This is a genomic window from Nitrobacter sp. TKz-YC02, assembly GCF_049852135.1.
GTDB lineage: Bacteria > Pseudomonadota > Alphaproteobacteria > Rhizobiales > Xanthobacteraceae > Nitrobacter > Nitrobacter vulgaris.
The window spans coordinates 3,372,881-3,396,204 of the sequence record NZ_CP180728.1 but is presented as its reverse complement, the minus strand read 5'-3'; the positions used below and the strand labels follow the sequence as shown (position 1 = coordinate 3,396,204).

The window sequence follows — 23,324 nt, the reverse complement described above, 5'->3', positions numbered from 1 at the left end:
GGCGACCGCCACTACCGCTCTCGGCCATTGGATGCGCGGCGAGAATTATCGGCCGTTGCCGATTACGGCCCTGACGGTGTCGTCGGGTCCAAAATCCTCCGTGCCCTCGACATAAAGCAGGGCGCTCAACTTCGATCGCGCGCGGTTAACGCGACTCTTGATGGTGCCGACTGCGCATCCGCAGATCTTCGCGGCATCCTCGTAGGAAAATCCTGAAGCCCCTACGAGGATCAAAGCCTCCCGCTGGTCCTGCGGCAATTTATCGAGCGCCGCCCGAAATTCTTCGAACTCCAGGTGAGCATTCTGGCTCGGCTGCGATTTCAGCGTTTTCGCATAGTTGCCATCTGAATCCTCGACCTCCCGCCGCCGCTTGCGGTAGTCGGAGCGGAACAGGTTGCGAAGGATCGTGAACAGCCATGCCGGAAGGTTCGATCCTGGCTGAAATGAATCGATATTAGCAAGCGCGCGGAGCAGAGTTTCCTGCACGAGGTCGTCGGCTCGATCGCCATTTCCGCTTAACGAAATCGCAAAAGCGCGCAAGTTCGGCACCGATGCCAGAATTTCCTCGCGTAATGAATCTGTGAGAGGCATTAGTCCCTCCCGTCATTTTTTGCATCGAGATCGCCCGTTGGGGTTATGTGTGGTTTCCCGGGCTCAGATGCATCGAGCTTTCGAATTAATTCGGCAAACCGGTCGGGAACACCCTGCCTCACGACGTCGTCATACATGGCGCGAAGCTGATGGCCGATTCGGGATTGAATCTCGGCGTTGAGGCCGTCTTTGGCGGGTGATGGCTTTGAATCTTTCATGACTTCGCGCCCGAGTTTCAAGATATTGAAAATACTGGAAATTCCTGTATTTCGCGCCGCTTCCACGGAACTCGTATGAAAGCCTAATTCAATGATGATGCGAAAGTTCCGGGTCCGGGGAACTTTTGTGATGCTCGGGAGTAGATAGGCGAGGGGGGCCGGGATGCGGCGTTTGCAGTGCTTACGCCGGACGGTTTGTGGTCCCGAGCATGAGTTATCTCGAAAAGGATGGACGGGAATGTTTCGATCACAGGTCGTTGCTGAACATTTGCCGCTTTTGCGCCGTTATGCACGCGCCCTGACAGGAAGCCAGGCGTCTGGTGACGCCTATGTCGGCGCCATGTTAGAGGCGCTGCTTCAGGATCCGACGCTGCTTGACGAACAGCACGGGCCGCGCGCCGGTCTGTTCCGACTGTTCACACGAATTTGGAATTCAGTCTCGATCAACGGAGGCGCCGACGAGGTACCGACGCTCGCGCCGACAGAGCGCCGGTTGACGAATATCACCCCGCTTCCCCGTCAGGCGTTCCTGCTGCTGTCGCTGGAAGGTTTTTCGGAGGAGGAGGCTGCGTTTGTTCTGGAAGTCGACGTCGCTGAAGTCCGCAAGCTGAGTGGTATCGCCGGCCGCGAAATGGCGGCGGAAATCGCAACGGACGTCCTCATTATCGAGGACGAGACGTTTATTGCGATGGATCTGGAAAGTCTCGTCAAGAATCTAGGGCACCGTGTGATCGGTGTTGCACGTACCCACGCCGACGCGATCGCCCTCGCCAAGACCAAGGAGCCGGGCCTCATTCTGGCTGATATCCAACTTGCTGACGGCAGTTCGGGATTGGACGCTGTCAACGAACTTTTGCGCGTGGTCGAGGTGCCCGTTGTCTTCATAACAGCCTATCCCGAACGCTTTCTGACCGGCGAGCGGCCCGAGCCGGCGTTCCTCATCTCGAAACCGTTCCAACCCGCCATGGTTTCGGCAGTAGCCAGTCAGGCGCTGTTCTTCCAACGGAATTCGCGCAATCGCGAGCCTCGTGCCGCTGCGTCGTGACGTGGTAACCACCGCGGAAGGACGCGGCTGATTCATCAACGACATCGTCATCGCCGGTCGATTTGAAAGAACCGGTGGTCAAGGCAATGCGGGTGCTGACAGGCGTTCCGCTCCGGTTTTTTCTCAAAACATCAGTGAACGAAGTCTGCCGACCGGCGTTGTTGCTGGCGGTTCAGATCCGCGAGCGCGATAGCTTGAGGGAAGAGGCGACAATGATGTTTCAGACATCCGCAGGATTTCTCGCCGGTCTGGCGGCGACCCTGTCATTGGGCGCGGTGCATCTTGAGTCAGGCCATCAGGCGGCCAGCCCCGACGCGAATGCCGCGGTCTATCGAGCCGTCAAGTCCGATCGCGGCATTGTCCCATCTCCACACGCCATCGGCCGCACCATTTCTATTAGGATGGAAAGCCTGCCGCGTATGTCAATCGTATTCCGGATTCCGAGAAGCTCCGGTCAGGAAGTGACCGATCACACGACGAAGCGAGACTCGCATCACGCGCCCGCGATGCGAGTCAAGCGAACGATCGCATGCGAACCGGTGGTGAGTACGCTGACGGAGGTTGCAAAACAGCTTCAGCCTGGTCGCTGCGTGACATGAGGGGTGCCGTCAGACTTAGTTTCCTGGTGGACACTAGTCTCCGCTATCAGTCCCGTCATCGCGGTTACGTCCCCGAGCGAACAGCCCGAGCGCCAGGCCGCCGACGGCCAGGATCGGAATCAGCTTCTTCACGCCGACTGCGCGTGCCAGCTGGAGCCCCGCCGCCACGACCATCGGGTCGGCGAGAAAGTTCTGCGTCGCGGCTTTAGCGTGTTGTGCCGCTCGTTTCTTAGCGGCCTTTCGTCGAATCACTAACGTTACGACTGCGATCAAAGTGATCAGCAAGAAAATCGCTGCCCCGCTCAGACACGCTTCGATCAAGCCGTAGTTTTGATAAACGAAGACGAACGCGGCTGCGCAAAGGAACACGATCGTGACAAAGGCCGCAAACGCAGCCACCAGGGCCAGGCACGTCAGCCGCATAGCACTGCCTGCGCTTTCCTTGAAGTCATCGATTGTCCGCTGAAACATTCAATGCCTCATCTGAAACGAAATCATTTATTGAAACCATTGGCGCGATCGGCCGGGTGTGGGCCATCGGCAGAATTTTAATGGATTCGTCTAGACGGTCATCGACGCCACGTGACGCCGATCAGAAATCCCAGACCCACCGCGAGCCCCACTGTCGCGAGCGGGCGCTGCTGGATGGCCTCTTCCAGGGTGTCCTCGATGGTCGTGACGGCGCTTTGCGCAGCATCAAGCGCTGCATTGCCGCGATCGGAGACATCGGAGAGAACGGAATCGACATTCGCCCTCGCCTGCCTGTACCCGCGGCGGGCCTGCTTCTTGGCGGAGCCGGTCAGCGTATTGAGCGCGTCCGAGACTTGATCGGCTAATGCAGTGATCTCGTTCTTTACGGCTGATAAATCTTTCTCGAGCCTGTCATAGGTCGCTTTGTCGGTCAGGTTTTTTATCGCATCGCCATCGCTCGCCATCCAACGCTCCTGAAAACTGAGGGATATGAACCCCAACGTGCTGTTGCGGCTAAAGTTCCGCAACGAGGCTGGCGGGTCATGTGCCACACGGATCGAGCGAGGTATTGTTAGGAAAGTTTGACCTTAACGGCGTTCCGACTCCAGCCGACTCGTTTGATCGGAGCAGACGGCCGCGTCGAGAGGCATAAACCGTGCGCCGTATCGGCGCGCAAATGGCGTGACGAGCGAGCTGCCCTGGCAGACCCGCCAGGTCATTCGCAGGATCGTACCGTCAATCCAACGCGCTCCATCTTGGCCTCGCGCCGTCGTTCGGTCAGGATGTATTCGGTATATCCGTTTGGCTGCTCGCGGCCCTTGAACACCAGATCGCAGGCCGCCTTGAAAGCCACGCTGTCGAAATTCGGAGCCATTGGCTTGTAGAGAGGATCGCCTGCGTTTTGTTCGTCAACGATGACGGCCATGCGCTTGAGCGAGTCCATCACCTGATCGCTGGTGACGACGCCATGATGCAGCCAGTTCGCCAAATGCTGACTGGAAATCCGCAGCGTAGCACGATCTTCCATCAGGCCGACGTCGTGGATGTCCGGGACCTTCGAGCAGCCGACGCCCTGATCGATCCAGCGCACCACGTAGCCGAGAATGCCCTGACAGTTATTGTCGATTTCCTGCTTCACGTCTTCGGGCGCCCAGTTCGAATGAGATACCGGGATCGTGAGGAGATCGGACAGCCTGGCGCGCCGGCCGCCGGCTTTCAGCTCTCGCTGACGCCTCGGCACGTCCACCTGATGGTAGTGCAAGGCGTGCAGCGTCGCCGCGGTCGGCGAGGGCACCCATGCAGTGGTGGCGCCCGCTTGCGGGTGGCTGATTTTCTGCGCCAGCATGTCCGCCATCCTGTCGGGCGCGGCCCACATGCCCTTGCCGATCTGAGCATGGCCGGGCAGGCCGTCGATCAGGCCAATGTCGACATTCCAGTCCTCATAGGCCTTGATCCATGGCTGCGCCTTCATCTCGTCTTTGCGGATCATCGGGTCCGCTTCCATCGAGGTGTGAATCTCGTCCCCGGTGCGGTCGAGAAAGCCTGTATTGATGAAGCAGACGCGTTTCGATGCGACCTGGATGCAGGCTTTGAGGTTGACCGTGGTGCGGCGTTCCTCGTCCATAATGCCGATCTTGAGCGTGTTCTCCCGCAATCCGATTATCGTCTCGACGCGGGCGAACAATTCGCAGGTCAGCGCTACCTCGTCGGGGCCGTGCATCTTCGGCTTGACCAGGTAGACCGAGCCGCTACGGGTGTTCCGCGTCTGCGAAACTCCATTGAGATCATGAATTGCGAGCAGGCCTGACACCGCTGCGTCAAGCAGGCCTTCCGGAATCTCTGCGCCGCTCTGATCGAGCACCGCGTCGGTGAACATGTGGTGACCGACATTGCGGATCAAAAGCAGGCTGCGTCCGTGCAGCGTGAGTTGTCCACCGTCCGGTGCGGTGTAGAGGCGATCGGGGTTGAGGGCGCGGGTGACGGTCTTGCGGCCCTTTTCAAAAGTGTCAGTGAGGGTGCCGTTCATCAGGCCGAGCGTATTACGATACACCTGAACCTTGTCGTCGGCATCGACAGCGGCGACGCTATCCTCCATGTCGAGAATGGTGCTGATGGCAGCCTCGATGATCACGTCGGCGACGCCGGCGGGATCATCCTTGCCGATGGGGTGGGCGCGGTCGACCCGGATATCGATGTGCAGACCGTGATTGACGAGCAGGATCGCGGATGGAGTACGCGCATCGCCCTGGTAGCCCGCGAACTGCGACTCCCTCATCAGACTAGTCGTGTCGCCGTTTTTGAGTTTGACCGACAGCTGTCCGTTGACCACGCTGTAGCCTGCGACGTCAGCATGAGCGCCATTCGAAAGCGGCGCTGCCGAATCGAGGAAAGCCCTTGCTTTCGCAATGACCTTATTGCCGCGCGCCCTGTCATAGCCTTTGGCCTCGTCGGCCTCGTGCGCAATGGCGTCGGTCCCATACAGCGCATCGTAGAGGCTGCCCCAGCGCGCATTTGCGGCGTTTAGCGCGTAGCGCGCATTGGTCAGCGGCACCACCAGTTGCGGGCCGCAGATTTTCCCGATCTCGTCATCGACATTGGCGGTCTCGACCCGCCGCGTCTCCGGCTCTGGTTGCAGATAGCCGATCTCCGCCAGGAACGCCGTGTAAGCGCCCATGTTGAACGGCGTGCCTTTATTGGCGCGATGCCACCCGTCGATCTTCGCCTGTAGCGTATCGCGCACCGCGAGCAACTCGCGGTTTCTCGGTCCGAGATCGCGGACGATGGCGGCAAGTCCGGCCCAGAACGTATCGGGCGTAACGCCGGTTCGCGGCGTCGCTTCCTCGGCGACAAAATCGAACAGGACGGGCGCGATCTTCAGTCCGTGGGCGTCAATTCGGGTCATGTCGGCGGGCTTCTCGCGAGAAACGGCTGCGCTGTTTCAAGGCCGGTCGGTCGCCCAAATACGGGCGCTCGGCCGTCATTTAGCGCCAAAGCCGACGCCGTGAGAAGCCCTTCACACGAGTTGAATGGTCTTAGAGCCTTTCCGCTTCTGATGGAGCCAGAAGCGGAACTCTACGATTTTGATCTGACACATTTTCTTCACGCGAACTGGTATCCACTTCGCTCGAAAACGCTATAGACCGAGACAAGCCGATACATAGCCGCGCAGGGTCCGCGGCTATGGCCCAGTATTCGCGGCCTCAGATGTTGGCGGCGACGTCGGTCAGTTCGTCGAACAGAACGCCGGTTCTGATCAGCATCTGCTCGATCTCATCGGCGGCATCACTCACCGTGCGGGACGAGGTATCGATCGTCAGTTCCACCGTCTCCGGGGGCTGATAGTCGTTTCCGATGCCGGTGAAGCCATGCAGCACACCCGCGCGCGCCTTCGCATAGTGCCCCTTGGGATCGCGGCGCTCGCAAACGTCAGCCGGCGTTGCGACATAGACTTCGCGGAAGGTGCTGTCGGCGATGCGCCGCGCCGCGGCACGATCCTCGCGCGATGGGGAGACCGCAGCGACGATCGCGAGGTGACCATTGCGCGCGAGATGCGTGGCGACTTCGGCGAGCCGGCGGATGTTCTCAGTGCGATCCTGCGGCGAGAAACCGAGGTCGCCGTTCAGTCCGGCGCGCAGCGTGTCGCCGTCGAGCAGGATCGGCGAGCCGCCGTCGCTGAACAGCTTTCGCTCCAGCGCGCGGGCCAGCGTAGATTTACCGGAGCCCGGCAATCCCGTCAGCCAGACGACGGCGCCGTTGTGACGATAGCGGGCGGAGCGCTCGTCGGGCCGCAGCGCGGATTCCACCGGCACGATGTCGACCGGAGCCGCGCGCTGTCCTGCGTCGACGCTGAGCACCAGCCCGCCGCCGGCGATGCGGCCGTTGACCTCGATCACGAGGCGGCCGGTGCGGGGGTTGTCGACATACGGGTCGGCGGCGAGAGGCTGCGATAGCGAAATGTCGATTTCACCGACATGATTGCGCGCGATCGCCTTGGTTTCTTCGCTCGAGAGTTCGCCGGGATCGACGGCTTTCTCGATGGCCACGACGACGGCGCGCGTTTCCTTGTTGCCGAGCCGCAGTAGAATGGATGCGCCAGCTGCGAGCGGTTGCTCGTGCAGCCAGAAGATGCGTGCCCGTATCCTTCGGGTATCGCGCGGGGCCGACCCCACATGGGCAATGACATCCCCGCGCTCGACGAACAATTCGCGGTCGAGCGTGATGCCGACCGAGCGGCCGGCCCCCTGCGCACTTTCCGGACTCGAGGGCCAGCCTTCGACGCTGCGGATCTTTGCGATCTTTCCGGCCGGCATGATCACGATCTCGTCGCCCGCGGTCAGGCCGCCCGACTCGATACGCCCGGCCACGATTCGCCGATCGTCGAATTTGTAGATCGCCTGAACGGGGAGGCGCAGCGCCAGTTCGTCGAGCGGTCGCGCCGGGTGCAGTGCATCGATGGCCTCGACCACGGTGGGACCGCTGTACCAGCCGATCTTCGCAGTCCGCTCGGACACGCCGTCGCCGTCGCGGGCCGAGATTGGAATGACCGCTGTCGGAACGAGGCCGAGGCCGGTCAGATGTGCTGAAATTTCATCTCTAATGGCGCCAAAGCGTTCCGCGCTGAAATCGACGCGGTCCATCTTGTTGACGACGACAGCGACCTGTTTGATGCCAAGCAGATGCAGCAGATAGCCGTGCCGCCGCGTTTGGTCGCGCACGCCTTCCAGCGCGTCGATGATGAGCACTGCGCCGTCGGCCTGTGCCGCGCCGGTGATCATGTTACGCAAAAATTCGGCATGGCCGGGAGCGTCGATCAGCACCACGTCGCGCGAGCGCGTACGGAAACGGATCTGCGTAGTATCGATGGTGATGCCCTGATCCCGCTCGGTTTGCAGGGCGTCCAACAGGAACGACCATTCGAACGGCATACCGCGTCGGGTGCTGACCGCTTTCAGCATCTCAAGTTTGCCATCGGGCAGGCTGCCGGTCTCGTGCAGCAGCCGCCCGACCAGCGTTGACTTGCCGTGATCGACGTGGCCGACAATGACGATGCGGACCTGCGGGCGGGTCGTGCCGTTGGGCGTCGAGAGGGCAGCGTTCGACGCGAGGTTAGGTGCGATCATGTTCATTGGAAAAGCGCTCGATTCGATTCAGATCAGAGATAGCCGGCGACACGAAGCCGCTCGAAAGCGTCTTCGGTCTCGTGGTCAAGCGCGCGCCCGGCGCGTTCGGGAATCTTGGTGCCCTCGAGTTCGATCAGAATCTCGTCGATGCTCGATGCGGTCGAAGGGACAGGAAAGGTGATGTCGGCGTCGCCGAGCGAACGATAGCGTTTGCCCTCCTTCGCCAGATAGAGCGGAATGATCGGGATGTTCTCGCGTTTGGTGTAGGCCCAAATATCCGCCTCGGTCCAGTGCAGGATCGGATGGATCCGCAAATGCGCGCCGGGAGGCGGCGAGGCATTGAACTGATCCCAGAATTCGGGCGGTTGGTCGCGCACATCCCATCCGCCTTCGGTGCCGCGTGGCGAAAACACCCGTTCCTTGGCGCGGGTCGCTTCCTCATCGCGGCGGATGCCAGCGATCAGTCCGTCGAAGCCATATTTGTTGAGGGCGAGTTTCAGCCCCTCGGTCTTGCGCGCCGCGGAGCGTGCGGCGGGCGGCAAGGTCGGGTCGATCGTTTCGACCGGCGGGCAGTAATCAACCTTGAGGTCGAGGTCCCACTCCTTCGAGTAGCGATCACGAAATGCGTACATCTCGGGGAATTTCTTCTCGGTGTCCACGTGCAACGCCGGGAACGGCACCCGGCCGAAGAAGGCCTTGCGCGCCAGCCAGATCATCACGTTGGAATCCTTGCCCAGCGACCACAGCAGCGCGAGCTTTTTCAGGCGGGCAAACGCTTCCCGGAAAATGTAGATACTCTGCGCTTCAAGCGCATCAAGATGGTCCATTCCAGGCTGCATGGCCTGCTCCTTAACTTCGTTTTTCGTCGTTCACAGTCGACGGCTGTGCCGCTGATCGTCAAAGTCAGCGGCCGCCAGAATTGCGGATTCCGGAGGCTGAGAAGATGCATCTCGTCCGGGTGGTGTTTTGAAGTAGGAAATTCTATACCTAGGTCTTCGCATAGAAGAAATAATTTTCTGTTTTGTGATCTTGTCAGATACATAAATAGAAAATAATTTCAGTCAACCCTATCCAGGGGAGTAGAGAACACCAGATGAAGTTCCTCCCGATCTTTCTCGATCCCAGTGCCGGTCCGATCCTTTTGGTCGGAGCGGGCGACCCGGTTCGGGCCAGGTTGCGCCTGTTGCTTGCGGCGGGAGCGCATGTGCGCTGGCACGCCACCGACGGTGACTTCGCGGTTCCCGGTCTTGAGACGGCTACCGCTTCGCGGATCGAGAGAGCGGAAGCCGATCCGCGCGCGGTTGATCTTAGCGGCATCGTCGCGGTGTTCTGCGCGAGTGCCGGGGAGATCGGCGAGCGCGTGGCGGCGCGTGCGCGGTCGGCCGGTGTGCCCGTCAATGTGATGGACGATCCCGCGCATTCGAGTTTCATCGTTCCTGCGATCGTGGATCGCGGCGACGTGGTGGCGGCGATCGGCACCGGCGGCGCATCACCCGTGGTGGCGCGGCGTGTGCGCGAACGTATCGAAGCGGCCTTGCCAGCGCGTATAGGCGACTTGGCGGCTATGATCGGGCGCTGGCGCAGGTCGATTCATGATCACATTCCCGACCTGCCGCTGCGTCGTCGCTTTTGGGAACGCGTGATCGACGGCCCGATCGGCGAGGCGGTGCTCGCTGGCCGTTCCGATGAGGCCGAGGGCTCACTGAAGGCGATTGTCGATCCGTCTGTTTATGCGGGTGCATCTGTTCCGGGTGATGTCGCAGGGCGTGTCACGCTGGTCGGCGCTGGGCCGGGCGATCCGGATCTGCTCACCATCAAGGCGCTGCGAGCGCTACAGGATGCCGACATCGTATTCTACGACGAACTGGTCACGCCTGAGATTCTCGATCGCGCGCGCCGCGACGCGGTGCGTGTGCCGGTGGGTCGCCGTGTCGGCAAACCCGGCATCGGACAGGACGCCATCAACCGGCTGCTGATCGATGCCGCCAAATCCGGTCAGCGGGCCGTCCGCCTCAAGGGCGGCGATCCCTTCATTTTCGGCCGCGGCGGCGAAGAAATAGAGGCGCTACGAGAGGCCGGTGTCGCCTGTTCGGTTATACCTGGAATTACGGCCGGGCTCGGCGCGGCTGCAGAATTCGAAGTGCCGCTCACCTACCGCCATGAGGCGCTGCGCATCACCTTTCTTACCGCGCATAAGGCCCAGGACGCTTCGAACGTCGACTGGTCGGCACTGACCGACCGTAAGATGACCGTCGTGGTCTATATGGGAATCACGGCGGCGGCGGCGATCCGTAGCGGGCTGCTGGAGGCCGGGCGTTCGCCCGAAACGCCGGTCGGCGTGTTCGCCCGCGCCACCCGTCCCGATGCCAAATCTGTCGTCGGTATACTGGATCACCTTCCGGCGCTGGTTTGCGATGTCGAGGGCGGCCCCGCTATCCTTGTGATCGGTGACGTCGTTTCGCACTCCGTGCCGTGGCGCAATGCGAGCCAGAATTCCTCCCTCCAGACATTTCAGATGGCCGCAGAATGACTTCTCTGCTTGAACGAAAGAGCGCCGAGACCGGTGCGACGGCGCAATCTGCTCCGGCGGCAGAGATCCCCGCATTGCCTGCTGCGGCCGCGCTAAACGAGTCCTTGCGCAACGCTTCCCCCGCGGATGTGATCAGTGCGGCGCTTCGCACGGTTGGTCGAGACAGGCTGGCGCTGGTATCGTCGTTCGGCACCGAGTCCGCTGCGCTGCTCAAGGTGATGGCTGACGTCGATCCTGCCATTCCGGTCATCTTTCTTGATACCGGATGGCTGTTTGAAGAGACGCTGACCTATCGTGACACATTGATAGCGGCACTCGGCCTGACAGATGTTCGCTCCATTCCGCCGTCAGAGGATGCGTTGAAAGGCGAGGACCCTGATCGCGAGTTATGGCACTCAGATCCTGATGCCTGCTGCCGGATTCGGAAAGTGGAGCCGCTTGCGCGCGCACTTAAGCCGTTCGACGCCTGGATCAACGGCCGCAAACGGTTTCAGGGTGGACTTCGCGCCGACATTCCATTCGTGGAAGACGACGGCGCGCGGCTGAAGTTCAATCCGTTCGCGAACGCCTCGCGCGCCGACATCGAGGCGATCTATGCATCGGCGAAACTGCCGCCGCACCCGCTCATCGCGTCGGGATTCCTCTCCGTCGGCTGCATGCCATGCACCTCGCGCGCGACCGCGAATGAAGACGCACGCGCCGGCCGCTGGCGCGGCAGAGCCAAGACGGAATGCGGCATTCACACGATGAAGACTTCGTAGAGGAATCACTCTGCACCGCCGCAAACATTGAAATGTCGTTTCGTTGACTTGAAGCTGCCCTTTGACGAGTTTCTTCATGGGTTCTGGCGCTATTGGTCGTCGCGTGAGCGGGCCTTATGGAGATGGGAATGCTTCGTCGAAGCTTTATGGTTTTGGCTGGATTGATATGGGCTGGTTCTGCCTACGCGGCCGACGTGTCGTTGCTGAATGTCTCATACGATCCGACTCGAGAGCTTTATGCTGATTTCAACAAGGCGTTTGCGGCGCATTATCAAAAGGAAACCGGCAAGAGCGTCGAGATCAAGCAGTCTCATGGCGGCTCCGGAAAGCAGGCGCGCGGGGTGATCGATGGTTTGCAGGCCGATGTGGTGACCCTTGCGCTCGCCTATGACATCGATGTGGCGGCGGAGCACGGTCTGTTGGCAAAGGACTGGCAGAAGCGGTTGCCGGAGAACTCATCTCCCTATACGTCAACGATCGTTTTTCTGGTGCGTACCGGCAATCCCAAAGCTATCAAGGATTGGGGCGATCTGACCAAGCCCGGTGTCAAAGTCATTACGCCGAATCCCAAAACCTCCGGCGGCGCGCGCTGGAATTACCTCGCAGCATGGGGTTTTGCGCTGAAAAAGCTGGGCGGCGAAGACAAGGCTAAACAGTTTGTGGCCGACATTTACAAACACGTTCCGGTGCTCGATACCGGCGCGCGCGGCTCTACCGTCACCTTCGTCGAGCGCGGCGTCGGCGACGTGCTGCTGGCATGGGAGAACGAAGCCTTTCTCGCGCTGAGGGAGTTCGGAAAAGATAAATTCGAGATCGTGGTGCCGTCGATCTCCATTCTGGCGGAACCGCCGGTTGCTGTCGTGGATAAAGTGGTAGACAAGAAGGATACGCGCGCCGTTGCCGAGGCGTATCTGAAATATTGGTATACGAAGGACGCTCAGGATATCGCTGGGCGAAACTACTACCGTCCGACTGACCCGGAAATAATCCAGAAATATGCCGATGCATTCCCCAAGGTTGAACTGTTCAAGATCGACGACGTGTTCGGCGGTTGGGCCAAGGCGCAGAAGGTGCACTTCAGCGAAGGCGGCATCTTCGATCAGATCTACCAGGACTGATTCAACGGGGCGGAGCGGGACGACGTGAAAGGAGGATTGGGACGACGTCGGACGCTGCCGGGATTCGGCCTCACCATGGGGCTGACATTGACCTGGCTTTCGATCATCGTTCTGATCCCTCTTGCGGGATTGTTTCTTAAGTCATTTGAACTGAACTTTGCCCAGTTTCTCGATATCATCACCAGTCGGCGAACATTGAACGCGCTCAAGATTTCATTCGGGCTCGCGTTCCTTGCTGCGCTGGTCAATCTGGTGATGGGCAGCGTCATCGTCTGGGCGCTGGTGCGCTACCGGTTTCCGGGTCGCCGAATTCTCGATGCGATCGTCGACATTCCCTTTGCGTTGCCGACCGCGGTGGCCGGCATTGCGCTGACGACGCTATTCGCGCAAAATGGCTGGCTCGGCGCACCGCTGGCCGAGCTGGGCGTCCAGGTGTCGTTTACACCGCTCGGTATTTTTGTCGCGATGGTGTTTATCGGGATTCCTTTCGTGGTGCGCACCGTGCAGCCGGTATTGATTGATCTCGATCCGGAGATCGAGGAAGCCGCTGCCAGCCTTGGTGCCAGTCGATGGCAGACAGTGTGGCGGGTTGTTCTTCCAAGCCTTGTGCCGGCACTGCTCACGGGGTTTGCTCTCGCATTCGCACGCGCGGTCGGTGAATATGGCTCAGTGATTTTCATCGCCGGTAATCTGCCGAACGTGTCGGAGATCGCGCCGCTTCTGATCGTGATCCGTCTGTCGGAATTTCGCTACGCCGACGCGACCGCGATCGCCGTGGTCATGCTGGTGGTGTCTTTCCTGGTGATCTTCGTCATCAATCGCTTGCAGCGCTGGGCTCGGTCGCAAGAGCAGGCGTACTAGAGGTGGCGTTGATGTCTGAAGCCGCGATCGCGATTCCGCTTGACCGGACCGATGCCCGCTCCGAGCCGCGCTGGGTGCGTGGACTGTTGATCGGCCTTTGTATCCTGTTTCTCACGCTGTTCATCTTGCTGCCGCTGGCGATTGTGTTCGCCGAAGCGTTGGCCAAGGGCGGGCGGGTGTATCTCGCGGCGCTTGTCGAGCCGGAAGCGTTATCGGCGATCAGGTTGACGTTGACGGTTGCGGCGATCTCGGTGGGTCTCAATCTGGTGTTCGGATTGATTGCCGCATGGGCCGTCGCCAAGTTCGAGTTTCCCGGAAAGACGCTGCTCATCACTTTGATAGATCTGCCGTTCTCGGTCAGTCCGGTCGTTTCCGGTCTGGTGTTCGTGCTGTTGTTCGGCGGACAGGGTTTTCTCGGACCTTGGCTACAAGATAATGACATCGAGATTCTGTTTGCGTTGCCTGGCATCGCATTGGCGACAACGTTCGTGACTTTTCCGTTCGTGTCGCGGGCGCTAATTCCGTTGATGCAGGAGCAGGGGACTGCGGAAGAAGAAGCCGCGCTATCGCTCGGCGCCTCCGGACTGCAGACGTTCTTTCGCGTTACGCTTCCGAATATCAAATGGGGCTTGCTCTATGGCGTGTTGCTCTGCAACGCGCGCGCCATGGGCGAGTTCGGTGCGGTATCCGTGGTTTCCGGTCACATCCGGGGTGAAACCAATACGATGCCGCTGTTGGTTGAAATCCTGTATAACGAGTATCAATTCGTGGCGGCGTTCGCGGTAGCATCGCTATTGGCGTTGCTCGCATTGATCACGCTGGTTGCCAAAACGATTCTCGAAGGGCAACTCGACGAGGGGCGGCAGGCGCGTGAGCATTGAGCTAAAAAATATCGTCAAGAGATTTGGCGCATTTTCCGCGCTTGGTGGTGTCGACCTGACGATCGCGGACGGAGAATTACTGGCGCTGCTTGGCCCGTCGGGCTCGGGCAAGACGACGCTGCTGAGAATTATCGCCGGGCTTGACTGGCCGGACGGTGGCTCGGTGTCATTCGACGGCGAGAACGCCCTAGCGCGCGGGGCAGGTGAGCGGCAGGTGGGCTTCGTATTTCAACACTACGCTCTGTTCCGCCACATGACGGTATTCGAAAACGTCGCGTTCGGGCTGCGGGTGCAGCCCCGCGCTATTCGCAAGGACGAAGCTAGCATCCGCGCGCGAGTCAAGGAGTTGCTCGATCTGGTGCAGCTGGACTGGCTCGCTGCCCGCTACCCGAGTCAACTCTCCGGCGGCCAGCGCCAACGCATCGCGCTCGCCCGAGCGCTGGCCATCCAGCCCCGCATCTTGCTGCTGGACGAGCCGTTCGGCGCGCTCGATGCCAAGGTGCGGAAGGAGTTGCGTCGCTGGCTGCGCTCGTTGCATGAGGAGATTCATGTCACTTCGGTGTTCGTGACTCACGATCAGGAGGAAGCGCTCGAAGTCGCAAACCGCGTCGTGGTGATGGACAAGGGCAGGATCGAGCAGATCGGCAGGCCGGGTGAAGTTTATGACAGCCCGGCGACCGCGTTCGTCCATGGCTTTATCGGCGAATCGATTGTCCTGCCCGTCGATGTCCAGGACGGTGTGATTCGGCTCGGCGGCACACCGCTGAATATCGCCGCGGAGTGCGGTGTGTCCGGGCCGTCGAAGCTGTTCGTTCGCCGCCACGATATGCAGATCAGCCCGCCCGGCTGGGGAGGCCTCGAAGGTACCGTGCGGCGGGTGCGGACCTTCGGTCCGATCCAGCGCGCCGACATCGCATTGTCCGACGGCCAGGGTGAAACCATCATCGAGATCGATGCACCGCGTGATCGCGAGCTTCGGGATGGCGAGGTCGTCGGATTGCGGCCCCGACGTTATCGTATTTTCGCGGATTCGGCCTAGTGTGGTTTTGGTTCAGACCTTCGCTTCATTGTCTCAGCGAGTCCGTCAAGTGAACCAAATCTAGAATTATAGGGTCGCTTATGTCCCTTTGATCCGGCGTTCATATCAAAGATTGCCGCAAGACAGGCGAAAGCCGGTGTCGGGACGCTAGGGGCTCATTCACCTTTCAGCCACCATTGATGTGCAACACCTGCAACTGATTGGGGACTAGTGGCCCGATTCCGGCATTCGCAGGCCGTTTTCAGCGCGTCTTTGGCGAATGTTAAGATTGATGGACCTCTAGCAAATATAAGTTGCTCGCGCCCTTTCGAATCCGAAGTTCGAAGGGTGCAGTGCAGAACTTCGGATTCGGGATACGAGGATGATCCGCACCTTTGCCATGCTTCTTGGCCTGCTGACCGTGGCCGGATGCGTTACGGATAAACCACCGTCTGACGAGCAGCCGGCGTTCTATCTCGACATGGCCCATGGCGGAGCCAAGCTGGATGCCGCGGTGGCGGCCTCCATGATTTCCGGCTATCGCGCTAATAACAGCCTTGGTCCTGTGACGGTCGATCCCGAACTCATGAAGGTCGCCGAAACCCAATCGATGGTGATGGCCAAACGCAACAAAATGGATCACGACATTGCCGGCACGCTGCCCAAGCGGCTGGCGGCGGCCAGTTATCCGGCAACGCTGGCGGTCGAGAATATCGGTGCCGGTTACCACACCCTCGCCGAGGCCTTCTCTGGCTGGCGCGATTCGCCCCCGCATCGGGCCAACATGCTCAAGAACGGCGTCACGAAATTGGGCATCGCGGCGACCTATGCTCCGGATACCAAATACAAGGTGTTCTGGACGCTGGTATTGGCTTCTACCGACGCGCGATAGCGACTGCGTGGAGCAGGTGTCGCCGTGCGACCCGAGCGTGACCGACGTCACGGCCTCAGGCGGATTAGCGTGGAGGCGCCGGGAGCCGGCTTGATCGGCAACACTGTGTGCCCGTGCTTTGAGAGAAGCACCGCGCCGTCGATGATCCGCGGTTCCGACAGGAGAAGGCGATGACGAACTTGAAAGGCAAGACCGCGGTCGTGACCGGATCAACCAGCGGCATAGGGCTGGCCTATGCCCGCGCCTTCGCCGGCGCCGGCGCAGATATCGTGATCAACGGGCTTGGCACTGCGGCAGAAATCGACAAGGAACGCTCCGGCATCGAGGCGGAGTTCAAGGTCAAGGCGGTCTACTCGCCTGCCGACATGACTAAGCCCGCCGAAATCGCGGGCATGATCGAACTGGGCGAAACAACCTTCGGCTCGGTCGATATCCTCGTTAACAACGCGGGCATCCAGTTCGTTGCGCCGATCGAGGACTTTCCCATCGAGAAGTGGGACGCGATCATCGCCATCAATCTGTCGTCGGCCTTCCATGCCATCCGCGCCGCCGTGCCTGGCATGAAGAAACGCGGTTGGGGCCGCATCATCAATACCGCATCGGCGCATTCGCTGGTGGCCTCGCCCTTCAAGTCGGCCTATGTGACCGCCAAGCATGGAATTGCTGGCCTTACCAAGACGGTGGCGCTTGAGCTCGCGCCGCATAGAATCACCTGCAACTGTATTAGCCCCGGCTATGTCTGGACGCCGCTGGTCGAGAAACAAATTCCCGACACCATGAGGGCGCGCAACCTGACCAGGGAGCAGGTCGTGGACGACGTGCTGCTCGCGGCACAACCGACCAAGCAGTTCGTCACCGTGGAGCAAGTCGCCGCGCTGGCGCTCTATCTCTGCGGCGACGATGCCGCTCAGATCACCGGAAGCAACCTGTCGATCGATGGCGGCTGGACGGCAGCGTAGGCGATCTTCTTCGCTGAACGATGGATTTGTTTCGTCCATGTCCCGGAACAAATCCGGCCACGACGGGGTGACGTTTTTATAGAGAGGTCCGCTTTCCAAACGCCAGCACATGCAATCCGAGTCTTCGGCGGACGATCCAGAACAGCAGTACCGTTTCGAACGCGAGCGAGATTGAAGTGGCGGCAGCGGCGCCATGGCCGCCGTAGCGCGGGACGAGCGCGAAGCACAGCGCGACGTTCATGCCGAAGGCCAGCGCATAAGCGGATGCACAGGCGTGCTGATGGCCAAGCATGTTGAGCAGCCGCTCGACCGGGCCGATGGCGGAGCGGACCACGAGCCCGATCGCGGCTACGAACATGATGCTGTAGCCGGTGACGAATTGCGGACCGAATAGCCACAGCATCGGTTTGCCGAGTGCGAGCAGCAGCAGCGTTGCTGCAAGCGAGGGCCAGAACGTCCATTTGATCGCATGGGCGAGGTAGGCCGCCAACCGCTCGCGGTCGCCTGCGGCATGATATTCAGTGAAGCGGTGCGCCGTTGTCGCCGACATAGCGTAGTGAATGAACGACACCAGCGCTAAGGTTTTAACGACGGCGAAGTAAACGCCGACCTCCTCCGATGAACGAAACTGCTGCAGCACGAGTACATCGGTGTAGGACAACAGGAGATAAAAGCTCTCGACCAGCAAAATCGGCAACGAGACCGAGAGCCAGCCGCGAAAATCGTGGACCTTCGGTCCGGACGCTACGATCGTGCCCAATCTGCGATTGAGTACGATCGTCTGGCCGATCATGGCAATCCAGACCGCCGCTACGCTGGCCAGCATGGCGACGGTGGCGCTGAGGTGAAATCCCAGCGCGAAAGCGCCGGCGGTGAAGCCGATAATCAGCGATTGCCGCACGATGAACTGGGGCATCAGTCCGAGCCGCATCCAATCGTGGGAACGCGCAATGCCGTCCTGGGTGTTGGCGACCACGAATGCCGGTAGCGTCAGGCAGCCGACGTAAAGCGGCACGACCGTCGCCGCATCGATCCACGGCGACAGTACTCTGACCAGGGCCGCGAGCGATATCGAGATCAGCGAGGCAACGATGAATGTCATCCAGCGGCTGCCGCTCAGGAATCCGCGCAGCCGTGCGTCGTCGCCGCTCGCGCGATATTCCGGAATGATCTTCTGCGCCGAGGCCGAGATGCCGAAATCCATCATGCTGCCGAGCAGCAGAACCCAGGTCCAGACATACACATAGATGCCGTAGTCGGAACCGCCCATCCACCGCGCGAGAAGGATTTGCGCCACGTATGCAAGGCCGGCGCTTATGAGCCGGATGATGAAGATCGTACCGGCGAGCCGCTTGGTCAGCGAAGCCTCGCTCGAACCTCCCATTATTGCGCGCAATCGTCCGGTCAGTAAGGACGATCGCTTTGCAGGGGCGGGTTGGGCGTCCGTCATGGCCACGGCGAAGTCCTCGGCGCGGGAAGCGCGCCATGATCCGGACTTAAGCAACGATTCCTTAAGATTCAGTTGGGTGAAACAGATAGGCTTGCATCGCCTCTGACGGTTCGCCATCAATTCAGATTGATATTGAATTCATAGGCGCTCTTGTCGCCGACCAGAGTCAGCTTCAACGCGGCGCCTTCAGCATTCGCGTTCGCCGGTAGGCCGTCGAGCTTGAATGAAAATCGTTTCACCCCGCGCGGCGCGTGCTCGTGCCGGGTCGGGATCGGCAGCGACCAGTCCGGCGTCGGGCCTTCGACGAACAGGTTGACCTCGTCCCTGGGATTTGAGGTTGCGACATCGACGATCACCGTGGATTTCTCGTCGCGCCTGACGTCGCGAATCGTCAAGGGATTAGGGTCTCCGATCCGGGCCGGCTTTGGCACCATATCGAGCGCCGCGGCAAGCGCGCTGTCCTCTGCGCTGGCGACGCTGGCGAAAGCAAGCTCCATAGTGGCTTCGGCGGGAATGCACAGCTTGGCGCATACCGCGAAATTGACGGTCGCGCGCAGCGTGATCGGTTTCTCGGCATTGGTAGCTGCGATCCGCAGTGGCAGCACGATCTGCTCCTTGTAGCCGAGCGCATGGCCGCCCGCGCCGTCGGGAAATTTCGATGGCGCGGGCCACAGCACAGTCACAGCATCGACGTTGTCCGACCGTGAGAAGTCAAACCGCGGCGGCACGCCCGAGTCGCCCGGTGTCCGCCAGAAGGTTTTCCAACCCGGCTCGAGCTGAAACGCGATGCCACCGAGCAGTACTGCTCCGCTGCGCGAGCCCGCGAGCAGGCGGACGGCGGCGTGGCTGCCTTGCTGCCATGGCGAGGAATCTTGGGCCGTCGCAGGAGTTGAAAGCGCACAACCCAGCAATGCGACCGCAACGCAGGGCACCGCGTAAAGAGGAACTTTGATGATCATGCAGCGTCTTTTTACAGGTTGCTCCGAAGCCAAACTATTGAATTGCTTGTGATGTGCTGTTTAGCCGTGGCGGGATGGTTGATTGACAGAATGGGCGCCCAATATCAGGATGGAAGGGCAACATGAGGGTCATTTGCTGATGAATCCAGCGCGTAAAGGGCCTGGCAGGGACCGTCGTCACATCGACGATGCAGACACGGAGACTGATGACCGCAACTATCTCGACGGCCAGCTGCTGATTGCTATGCCGGTGATGGAAGATGAGCGGTTCGCACGATCCGTGATCTATGTTTGCGCGCACTCGTCCGAGGGAGCGATGGGTATTATCCTCAATCGCCCTGCCGGAAGCGTCGACTTCACCGATTTGCTGGTGCAACTCGACATCATCAAGCGAACCGACCAGATCAAGCTGCCGGAAACCGCCGAGACGATGAAAGTGATGAAAGGCGGCCCGGTCGAAACCGGCCGCGGCTTCGTTCTGCACTCGAGCGATTTCTTCATCGAAGATGCGACGCTGCCCATTGACGAGGGCATCTGCCTGACCGCGACGCTCGATATTTTGGAAGCTATTGCCAAAGGCACCGGCCCAAAACACGCGATCCTGGCGCTTGGTTATGCCGGCTGGGCGCCGGGTCAGCTGGAGACGGAAATCCAGGACAACGGATGGTTGCACTGCCCGGCTGATCAGGACCTGATCTTCGGCCACGATATCGAGCATAAATATACTCGCGCGCTGCACAAGATCGGCATCGATCCGGGCATGTTGTCGAACGAAGCCGGTCACGCCTGAGCGAGCCGAGGTTTTGCCTTTCGGGCGTTGCGCACTGGCCGGTCTCAGCTTGCCGCCTCAAGCCGCTCCTGGGCCAGGAGTCGCATAGTCGCATCGGCGTCCATCGGCTCGCCGAATGCGAAGCCTTGCGCGTATTCGCAGCCCATTTGATAGAGTTCTACCGCATCAGAGTCAGTTTCGGCGCCTTCGGCGACAACATCCATGCTGAGATCGTGCGCCATTGCAATGATTGACTTGAGAATGACAGGCCGCGTGCCGCGGGTTGTGGTGCGCACGAACGATTGGTCGATCTTGATGGTGTCGAGCGGGAAACGCTGCAGGTACGATAGCGAGGAATAGCCCGTACCGAAATCGTCAAGCGAGAGCCCGACGCCAAGTTCGCGAATTCGTTGCAGCATCTGCGCTGCATGTTCGGGATTTTCCATGACCAGCGATTCTGTCAGTTCAAGCTTCAGTGTGCCGCGCGCGATTGATGAGCGTGACAGCACCGAGCGGATGTCGTGGATCAGATCATGCCGCAGCAATTGGCGCGAAGAGACGTTGACGCTGGCGAAAATCGGTGGTTGCGACCGGCTGGTGCGCTGCCAGATCGCGAGTTGGCGCGTGGTCTGGTCCATCACGAACGTCCCGAGATCGATAATCAGGCCGGCTTCTTCGGCGATGGTGATGAATTCGTCCGGCGCCATCCGCCCAAGCTTGGGGTGATCCCACCGTGCCAGCGCTTCGAAACCCGCGATCGAGCGGTCCTCCAGCCGGACGATAGGCTGATACAGGATGGCGATCTCACGCCGTTCGATGGCGCGCCGCAACTCCGACTCGAGCGATAGTCGATCGTTTTTCCGGGCGCGCATCGCGGGTTTGTAAACGTCGATCCGATCGCCGCCGATCCGTTTGGAATGGTACATCGCAAGTTCAGCGTCCTTGATGATCTCCTCCGTCAATTGCGTCTGAGGGTCGCTCAGCGCGAGACCGATCGACGCGGTCAGGAAGATTTCGCGGTCATTGAAGGTGATCGGAGCGCGGATGGTCTTGCGGATGGTTTCGGCGAACGCTGTGATGCGGGGCGGATCTTGCTCCGACAACAGGATGAGGCCAAATTGATCGCCGGCAAGTCGCGCCAGCGTATCCTGTGGCTTGAGGATGCGCGTCAACCGCCGTGCCAGCGTCAGCAGGATCGAATCCCCGACCGCGATACCAACGGAATCGTTGACCTGCTTGAAACGGTCGAGGTCGATTACCATCAGGGTCGGCCGCAGGCTCGGCATGGTCTTGGCGAAGGTCGCGACCGCGATGAGACGGTCGATGAAAAGCTTGCGATTTGGAAGGCCGGTCAGGTTGTCGTGCACCGAATCGTGGAGCATCCGCTCCTCGGCTTTCCTGGTCTCGGTGACATCGGTGAGAGTTCCGACCACGCGTGAAACCTCGCCGTCGGACCCGACCACCGGGCGCGCTTTCAGTGCGAACCACATGAAGTGGCCGTCGGACATGCGCAGCCGGAAGTCCTGCACAAGCCGTCCCCGACGCTGTTCGAGTACGCTGTCTAGCGCCGCGCGGAACCGGTCCTGATCGAGCGGATGCAGCACCTCCAGCCAGGTCGCCGCCGGACCCTCGAGCGCACCGCGTTTCAGGCCGAGCAGGCTTTCGGTCTCGGGACTGGTGAAGACCTTGTCGGCGGAGACGTCCCAGTCCCAAACCAGATCGCCCGCGCCGGTCAACGCGAGAGCGCGGCGCTCGACGTCGGATACGACGCCCGAGGTGCTGCCTCCGCCAGCGAAAGCATGCTGCATTACCGTGAATCCGATTAGCATCACGATCAGCACGAGGCCGCCGAGCAAGGCGGGGCCGACGATGTCGTTGACGACTTTGCCTTCGATCGCCATTCCGGCTGCGCTGACCCACACCACCAACAGGAACCAGGTCGGGATCAGCAATACGGCGCGATCGAAACCGTGAACCGCGAGATAGACGATCAGCCCGAAGCCGAATATGGCGATCAGGGCGAGCGACATCCGTGCGATGCCGGAGGCCACCGCCGGATCGAACAGGGCAAGCGCCACCAGAGAGCCGAGGAAAGCCAGCCAGCCAAGGGTGATATGCGAATAGCGGACGTGCCAGCGATTGAGATTGAGATAGGCGAATAGGAATACGAGCAGCGTTGCCGCGAGAATCGCCTCGCCCGAGGCGCGCCAGACCCGTTCAGCACCGGCTGACATGTCCAGCACCTTGCCCCAGAAGCCGAAATCGACGCCGATATAGACCAGCACCGCCCAGGCAAGCGCCGCAGCGGCAGGAAACATGATGCTTCCCTTGACCACGAACAGGATGGTCAGCACCAGCGCCAGCAACCCGGAGATGCCGATGACGATGCCCTGATACAAGGTGAAGGAATTGACCTTGTCCTTGTAGGCGTCGGGCTCCCAGAGATAAAGCTGCGGCAGCTTGTCGGTACGCAGTTCCATAACGAAAGTAATGACTGCGCCCGGATCGAGCGTGATGCGGAAGACGTCGGCGGTGGCGCTCTCCTGCCGCTCCGGACGATCACCGGTCGATGGCGTGATGGTCGCGATGCGCGATTGTCCGAGATCCGGCCAGAGCAGTCCCGAAGACACGAGGCGGTAATGCGGTGCGACGATCAGGCGATCCAGTTGATCGTCGGTGTTGTTGGCGAGCGCGAAAACGACCCAGTGCTGGCCGCCTTCCCGCGCGCGCACCTCGATGCGGCGAATGATACCGTCGGTGCCGGGCGCGGTCGAGACTTGAATGCGGTCTGAGTCGCTATGCTGATGATCGAGGATGGCGGTGAGGTCGATGGCGGGCGCGTCGCTGCGGACGCTGACGGCGTCGACTGCGCGTGCCGGCGATGCCGCGACGAAAATCATGAGGGCCAGCGAAAGACACGCAAGCCACCTGATCGCACGCAATGTCATTTCCTCATGTTCAACATACAGTCCCGCCTTTTTGCGCGGGAGGAGATCGAGACCCGGGCGGAGACGATCCTGGATGTCACAGACCTGGACGTCACAGAAATGAAAGCGAACCCGTGCAAACCCGTCACCTGCTC

General features: G+C 60.6%; 21 protein-coding genes. 11 read left to right on the top strand and 10 right to left on the bottom strand.

Annotated elements, in window-relative coordinates:
• Positions 1–45 precede the first annotated feature (45 nt).
• Together ACM561_RS16325 and ACM561_RS16320 are read right to left on the bottom strand one after the other, a co-directional pair.
• On the bottom strand, positions 46–591 hold the full coding sequence (locus tag ACM561_RS16325) for a sigma-70 family RNA polymerase sigma factor (RefSeq protein ID WP_079448039.1): 546 nt from the start codon (positions 589–591) through the stop codon (positions 46–48).
• On the bottom strand, positions 591–809 hold the full coding sequence (locus ACM561_RS16320; protein WP_079448133.1) for a NepR family anti-sigma factor: 219 nt from the start codon (positions 807–809) through the stop codon (positions 591–593). The genes ACM561_RS16325 and ACM561_RS16320 overlap by 1 nt, the downstream gene beginning before the upstream one ends.
• 238 nt (positions 810–1,047) lie before the next feature.
• Here ACM561_RS16320 and ACM561_RS16315 point away from each other — a divergent pair, with 238 nt between their 5' ends.
• Both ACM561_RS16315 and ACM561_RS16310 read left to right on the top strand, forming a co-directional pair.
• A complete protein-coding gene (locus ACM561_RS16315; protein WP_079448038.1) occupies positions 1,048–1,854 on the top strand; it encodes a response regulator in 807 nt (268 codons plus the stop codon).
• 212 nt (positions 1,855–2,066) lie between these two features.
• Positions 2,067–2,453, top strand: coding sequence for a hypothetical protein (locus tag ACM561_RS16310; RefSeq protein WP_425906413.1), 387 nt, complete (start codon positions 2,067–2,069; stop codon positions 2,451–2,453).
• 33 nt (positions 2,454–2,486) lie between these two features.
• On the opposite strand, the gene ACM561_RS16305 is transcribed toward ACM561_RS16310, so the two are convergent.
• The 5 genes from ACM561_RS16305 to cysD form a co-directional block, all read right to left on the bottom strand.
• Entirely contained in the window at positions 2,487–2,924 is a 438-nt protein-coding gene (locus ACM561_RS16305) for a hypothetical protein (RefSeq protein WP_425906411.1), read from the bottom strand.
• Positions 2,925–3,022: 98 nt separating this feature from the next.
• Positions 3,023–3,388, bottom strand: a complete 366-nt coding sequence (locus ACM561_RS16300) for a DUF883 family protein (RefSeq protein ID WP_425906410.1) — start codon at positions 3,386–3,388, stop codon at positions 3,023–3,025.
• A 251-nt stretch (positions 3,389–3,639) separates the two neighbouring features.
• Complete coding sequence (locus ACM561_RS16295) at positions 3,640–5,826, bottom strand: malate synthase G (protein WP_425906408.1); 2,187 nt, start codon at positions 5,824–5,826, stop codon at positions 3,640–3,642.
• 298 nt (positions 5,827–6,124) lie between these two features.
• Positions 6,125–8,050, bottom strand: a complete 1,926-nt coding sequence (cysC, locus tag ACM561_RS16290) for an adenylyl-sulfate kinase (RefSeq protein WP_425906406.1) — start codon at positions 8,048–8,050, stop codon at positions 6,125–6,127.
• 26 nt (positions 8,051–8,076) lie between these two features.
• Positions 8,077–8,883 (bottom strand): sulfate adenylyltransferase subunit CysD, encoded by an 807-nt coding sequence (cysD, locus tag ACM561_RS16285; protein WP_425906404.1) that lies wholly within the window; start codon positions 8,881–8,883, stop codon positions 8,077–8,079.
• Positions 8,884–9,137: 254 nt separating this feature from the next.
• On the opposite strand from cysD, the gene cysG reads away from it, so the two are divergent.
• The 8 genes from cysG to ACM561_RS16245 all read left to right on the top strand — a co-directional run bounded on the left by cysG (position 9,138) and on the right by ACM561_RS16245 (position 17,064).
• Complete coding sequence (gene cysG / locus ACM561_RS16280; protein ID WP_425906402.1) at positions 9,138–10,574, top strand: siroheme synthase CysG; 1,437 nt, start codon at positions 9,138–9,140, stop codon at positions 10,572–10,574.
• Positions 10,571–11,335, top strand: coding sequence for a phosphoadenylyl-sulfate reductase (locus ACM561_RS16275; protein WP_425906401.1), 765 nt, complete (start codon positions 10,571–10,573; stop codon positions 11,333–11,335). The genes cysG and ACM561_RS16275 overlap by 4 nt, the downstream gene beginning before the upstream one ends.
• Before the next feature lie 128 nt (positions 11,336–11,463).
• On the top strand, positions 11,464–12,453 hold the full coding sequence (locus ACM561_RS16270) for a sulfate ABC transporter substrate-binding protein (protein ID WP_425906399.1): 990 nt from the start codon (positions 11,464–11,466) through the stop codon (positions 12,451–12,453).
• Between the two features lie 75 nt (positions 12,454–12,528).
• Positions 12,529–13,314 carry a sulfate ABC transporter permease subunit CysT gene (gene cysT, locus ACM561_RS16265; protein ID WP_425909791.1) on the top strand — a complete coding sequence of 262 codons (786 nt, stop codon included), beginning with the start codon at positions 12,529–12,531 and terminating at the stop codon, positions 13,312–13,314.
• An 11-nt stretch (positions 13,315–13,325) separates the two neighbouring features.
• Positions 13,326–14,195, top strand: a complete 870-nt coding sequence (gene cysW, locus ACM561_RS16260) for a sulfate ABC transporter permease subunit CysW (RefSeq protein ID WP_425906398.1) — start codon at positions 13,326–13,328, stop codon at positions 14,193–14,195.
• Positions 14,185–15,234: a sulfate/molybdate ABC transporter ATP-binding protein gene (locus ACM561_RS16255; RefSeq protein WP_425906397.1), complete on the top strand. Its 1,050-nt coding sequence runs from the start codon at positions 14,185–14,187 to the stop codon at positions 15,232–15,234. Before cysW ends, ACM561_RS16255 begins: the two co-directional genes overlap by 11 nt.
• Positions 15,235–15,595: 361 nt before the next feature.
• On the top strand, positions 15,596–16,105 hold the full coding sequence (locus ACM561_RS16250; protein ID WP_425906395.1) for a CAP domain-containing protein: 510 nt from the start codon (positions 15,596–15,598) through the stop codon (positions 16,103–16,105).
• A 170-nt stretch (positions 16,106–16,275) separates the two neighbouring features.
• On the top strand, positions 16,276–17,064 hold the full coding sequence (locus ACM561_RS16245) for a 3-hydroxybutyrate dehydrogenase (RefSeq protein WP_425906393.1): 789 nt from the start codon (positions 16,276–16,278) through the stop codon (positions 17,062–17,064).
• A 76-nt stretch (positions 17,065–17,140) separates the two neighbouring features.
• On the opposite strand, the gene ACM561_RS16240 is transcribed toward ACM561_RS16245, so the two are convergent.
• Entirely contained in the window at positions 17,141–18,520 is a 1,380-nt protein-coding gene (locus ACM561_RS16240) for a flippase (RefSeq protein ID WP_425906391.1), read from the bottom strand.
• A gap of 110 nt (positions 18,521–18,630) precedes the next feature.
• Positions 18,631–19,473, bottom strand: a complete 843-nt coding sequence (locus ACM561_RS16235) for a protein-disulfide reductase DsbD domain-containing protein (RefSeq protein WP_425906390.1) — start codon at positions 19,471–19,473, stop codon at positions 18,631–18,633.
• A 139-nt stretch (positions 19,474–19,612) separates the two neighbouring features.
• Between ACM561_RS16235 and ACM561_RS16230 the strand changes: the two genes are divergently transcribed.
• The gene (locus tag ACM561_RS16230; RefSeq protein ID WP_425906388.1) at positions 19,613–20,263 is read left to right on the top strand and encodes a YqgE/AlgH family protein; all 651 of its coding nucleotides are present in this window, start codon (positions 19,613–19,615) and stop codon (positions 20,261–20,263) included.
• Positions 20,264–20,307: 44 nt separating this feature from the next.
• Here the strand turns inward: ACM561_RS16230 and ACM561_RS16225 are convergent, their stop codons facing one another.
• Positions 20,308–23,184 carry an EAL domain-containing protein gene (locus ACM561_RS16225; protein ID WP_425906386.1) on the bottom strand — a complete coding sequence of 959 codons (2,877 nt, stop codon included), beginning with the start codon at positions 23,182–23,184 and terminating at the stop codon, positions 20,308–20,310.
• Between the last annotated feature and the right edge of the window lie 140 nt (positions 23,185–23,324).